Here is a 3291-nt window from a genome sequence, read left to right on the forward strand (position 1 = left end):
GAAAAAGCCGTTGTTCTCGAGGAGGGCTCGGTCGTACGGTGGGGCTACACGGGAAAGGAGGTGATCGGGTACATGAGTGACACCCGGACGCGTGAGGTGGCTGCGGGCTGAACGCCCGTGACCACAACGGGCCTCGGCCCAGCACCAGCAGTCACCCGACCCGCGAGCTCGCCGGCACGTCCGGCCGGCCCCCTTCCGTGGGACCAGAGCTCGCGGGTCGTTCCCGTTCCCGGGACGTGACCCGCGGCGGCGGTCAGCCCGCGATCTCCCCGTAGCCCTCGATCGCCTCGCCCGGCCGTGACGCCGGACCGACGTACCGCGCGGAGGGCCGCACCAGCCGCCCCGTCCGCTTCTGTTCCAGGATGTGCGCCGACCACCCCGCCGTGCGGGCGCAGGTGAACATCGAGGTGAACATGTGCGCCGGCACCTCGGCGAAGTCGAGGACGATGGCCGCCCAGAACTCCACGTTGGTGGCCAGCACCCGGTCCGGCCGCCGCGCGTGCAGCTCGGCCAGTGCCGCCTTCTCCAGCGCCTCGGCGACCTCGTAGCGCGGCGCGCCCAGCTCGCGGGCGGTGCGCCGCAGCACCCGGGCGCGCGGGTCCTCGGCCCGGTAGACCCGGTGGCCGAAGCCCATCAGCCGCTCGCCACGGTCCAGCGCGCCCCGTACGTACGCGTCGGCGTCCCCGGTGCGCTCGATCTCCTCGATCATGCCGAGCACCCGCGAGGGCGCCCCGCCGTGCAGCGGGCCGGACATCGCGCCGACCGCGCCGGAGAGCGCGGCGGCGACGTCCGCGCCGGTGGAGGCGATGACCCGGGCGGTGAAGGTGGAGGCGTTCATGCCGTGCTCGGCGGCGGAGGTCCAGTAGGCGTCGACGGCGGCCACGTGCTTGGGGTCCGGCTCGCCGCGCCAGCGGATCATGAACCGCTCGGCGATGGAGTTCGCCTTGTCGATCTCCTTCTGCGGCACCATCGGCACGCCCTGTCCGCGCGCCGACTGGGCGACGTAGGACAGCGCCATCACGGCCGCGCGGGCGAGGTCGTCACGGGCCTGCTCGACGGAGATGTCCAGCAGCGGCCCGAGCCCCCAGGCGGGCGCGAGCATCGCGAGCGCCGCCTGGACGTCGACCCGGACGTCACCGGAGTGGACCGGGATGGGGAACGGCTCGGCGGGCGGCAGGCCGGGGTTGAACGATCCGTCGACCAGCAGGCCCCAGACGTGACCGAACCCGACCGTGCCCACCAGATCCTCGATGTCGACGCCCCGGTAGCGGAGCGCGCCGCCCTCCTTGTCCGGTTCGGCGATCTCCGTCTCGAATGCGACGACTCCCTCGAGCCCGGGAACGAAGTCGGACATGTGCGGCTCCTCGACAGTTGTGGGTCTGCCCCGTGCATCGGATCGTATCCACGAGTGCCACTTTTGGGGAGAGGCGCGGCACTCAGTGCCACCTTTCGTCGGTCGACGCGGGCCGGAGGGCACCACCGGTCCGCGACCCGAACGTGTCTGCGCATGCGGCAAGATGATCGCGTGACCGACCGAGAAGCCGCCCTCGACCCGTCCGACGACAGCGTTCCCGCCCCCGCCCTCGTGCCCGACCCGGCCGCGATGCGCCGGCACTACGAGGTGAAGGGCCTGGGCAGGTCCCAGCTGGCCGGAACGCCCGTGGAGCAGTTCGGCCGCTGGTTCCGGGAGGCCACGGACACCCCCGCGGTGTTCGAGCCGAACGCGATGGTGGTCTCCACCGCCGACGCCCAGGGCCGCCCCAGCGCGCGGACGGTGCTGCTCAAGCACTACGACGAGCAGGGGTTCGTCTTCTACACCAACTACGGCTCCCGCAAGGGCCGCGAGCTGACCGAGAACCCGCACGTCTCGCTGCTGTTCCCCTGGTACCCGCTGGCCCGCCAGGTGATCGTCACCGGCACGGCCGCCCGCACCGGCCGGGACGAGACGGCCGCCTACTTCCGCACCCGTCCGCACGGCTCCCAGCTGGGCGCCTGGGCCAGCGAGCAGTCCACGGTGATCTCCTCGCGCGAGGAGCTGGACCGGGCCTTCACCGAGCTGGACGCCCGCTACCCGGCCGACGAGCAGGTGCCGGTCCCGCCGCACTGGGGCGGCTTCCGGGTCGTGCCGCGGAGCGTGGAGTTCTGGCAGGGCCGCAGCAACCGGCTGCACGACCGGCTCCGGTACGTCGCGCTGCCGGGCGGCGGCTGGCGGATCGAGCGCCTCAGCCCCTGAGCGGCGGGCTCAGCCCTCGTGCGGCGGGCCCAGCGCCTCGTCGAGGAGCGCCGCCCACTGGGCGACCACCCGCTCCCGGCGGGCCGTGTCGTCGCTGAGCAGGTTGGCCAGGCCGAGGCCGCGCGCCATGTCGAGGAGACCCTGCACGGTCTCCCGCACCCCCGGCCGGGACTCGTCGGCGGCCAGCAGCTCCACCGCCGTGCGGTGGGTCTCCCGGCCGACCCGGGCCTCCAGCTCGGTGACGCGGCCGCGCAGCTGCTCCTCGTTGGAGGCGGCCACCCACAGGGCGAGGGCGGCCCGGAAGACCGGGCCGGTGAAGAGGGCGACGATCTCCGCGACCACGGCCCCGCGGTCCCCCGCCGCGCCCTGGGGGAACAACTCCCGCAGGGCGGTGGAGCGTTCCTCGGCCACGTGCTCGACGGCCGCGGTGAACAGGTCCTCGCGGGTGGGGAAGTGGTGCTGGGCGGCGCCCCGGGAGACGCCGGCCCGTTCGGCGACCACGGCGACCGTGGAGCCCGCCCAGCCGTGCTCGGCCAGGCAGGCGACGGCGGCCTCCAGCAGCCGCTGCCGGGTGGCCCGGCTGCGGTCCTGCTTGGGGGCGCGCGCCGCGGTGGACGTCGCCTGGTTCACTTCACCCACGCCGGATCCCGTCGTTCGAGGAAGGCGGTCATCCCCTCTCGCGCCTCGTCGGAGGAGAACAACCGGGCCGAGAGCGCGGAGAGGGTCTCCGCGTCCCGGTCGAAGTTCTCCAGCACCTTAGCCGTGACCAGCGGTTTGGTCGCCGCGAGGGCCTGCGGGGAGGCCCGCCGCAGGCCGTCGAGGACCGGCTCGAGCACCGCGTCGACGTCCTCGCCCGCCGCGGTGACCAGCCCGATCCGCGCGGCCTCGGCGGCGTCGAACCGCTCCCCGGTGAGGTAGTACCGCGACAGCGCGCGCGGTTCCACGCGGGGCAGCAGGGTCAGCGAGATGACCGCCGGGGCGACCCCGATCCGCACCTCGGTGAGGGCGAACGTGGACCGCCCCGTGGAGGCGGCGACGACGTCGCACGCCCCCAGCAG

General features: G+C 74.1%; 4 protein-coding genes. 1 reads left to right on the top strand and 3 read right to left on the bottom strand.

The window, feature by feature from the left end; all coding sequences use genetic code 11:
• Nucleotides 1-253 precede the first annotated feature (253 nt).
• Entirely contained in the window at nucleotides 254-1354 is a 1101-nt protein-coding gene (locus ACOV8S_RS01185; RefSeq protein WP_448315423.1) for a citrate synthase 2, read from the bottom strand.
• A 153-nt stretch (nucleotides 1355-1507) separates the two neighbouring features.
• Here ACOV8S_RS01185 and pdxH point away from each other — a divergent pair, with 153 nt between their 5' ends.
• Nucleotides 1508-2233 (top strand): pyridoxamine 5'-phosphate oxidase, encoded by a 726-nt coding sequence (gene pdxH / locus ACOV8S_RS01190; protein WP_448315425.1) that lies wholly within the window; start codon nucleotides 1508-1510, stop codon nucleotides 2231-2233.
• Between the two features lie 9 nt (nucleotides 2234-2242).
• Here the strand turns inward: pdxH and ACOV8S_RS01195 are convergent, their stop codons facing one another.
• On the bottom strand, nucleotides 2243-2872 hold the full coding sequence (locus ACOV8S_RS01195) for a TetR/AcrR family transcriptional regulator (RefSeq protein ID WP_448315426.1): 630 nt from the start codon (nucleotides 2870-2872) through the stop codon (nucleotides 2243-2245).
• Nucleotides 2860-3291 (bottom strand): enoyl-CoA hydratase-related protein (locus ACOV8S_RS01200; RefSeq protein ID WP_448315428.1); only part of this gene is annotated, 432 nt, incomplete at its 5' end. The genes ACOV8S_RS01195 and ACOV8S_RS01200, both read right to left, overlap by 13 nt.

This window comes from Streptomyces sp. CO7, from assembly GCF_053474865.1.